At 66.8% G+C, this 770-nt stretch carries 1 protein-coding gene; it reads right to left on the bottom strand.

Translation table 11 applies throughout. The annotated features are described in order from the left end of the window. Positions 1-770, bottom strand: a 770-nt coding sequence (locus ACUN9Y_RS22105; protein WP_445462904.1) for an Ig-like domain-containing protein, incomplete at both ends; no start/stop codon positions are given.

Here is a 770-nt window from a genome sequence, read left to right as displayed (position 1 = left end):
CTCGCTGACGCTGAACTGGCCACCGGCGGTACCCGGACTCGTGTCCGGCACGCTGATGGTCGGCTCGGAGTCCTCCGCCACGGTGACGGTAAAGACCGCGTCACTGGTGTCGCCGTCACCATCGGTGATGGTGTAGTCGATCACCGCATCGCCTTCGAAGCCATCGGCCGGGGTAAAGGTGACCTCGCCGGTGTCGGTATCGATCGCGACGCTGCCCTGGCTCGGGTCACGCAGCGTGGCCCCGGTCAGGCTTGCACCATCCGCGCCGGCCTCGTCGTTGGCGAAGACGTCATACGTCACCGCGGTGTCTTCCGCGGTCTCGGTGGCGTCATCGACCGCCGTCGGCACGTCGTCCTGTACCTGGATGGTCAGGCTCGATTCCGCCGTATCCGTATCGCTGTCGGTCACGGTGATCGCGAAGGCATCCTGCAGGCCATCGGCCCCGGTGCCCTGTTCCGTGTGGTCTTCGGTGTTGCCGTCCAGCGTGTAGGACCAGCTGTATTCGCCGTCGATTTCAGTCACGGTCAAGGTGCCGTAGTCACCGGTCACCGTGCCACCGGCGGTGACGTTAACGCCGTTGATCACCAGCGACTGCAGGGTGTCGCCACCGGTGGTGATGGCGAGCGTCCCGGTGGTGGTCTGGCTGTTGCTGCCCTCGGCGCTGCCCCCCTCAAGGCCCGACTCGCTGACGCTGAACTGGCCACCGGCGGTACCCGGACTCGTGTCCGGCACGCTGATGGTCGGCTCGGAGTCCTCCGCCACGGTGACGG

The sequence above is a fragment of the Halomonas sp. V046 genome (assembly GCF_052645355.1).
The sequence above is the reverse complement of the archived record's forward strand: the minus strand, read 5'-3'. Positions and strand labels throughout refer to the sequence as shown.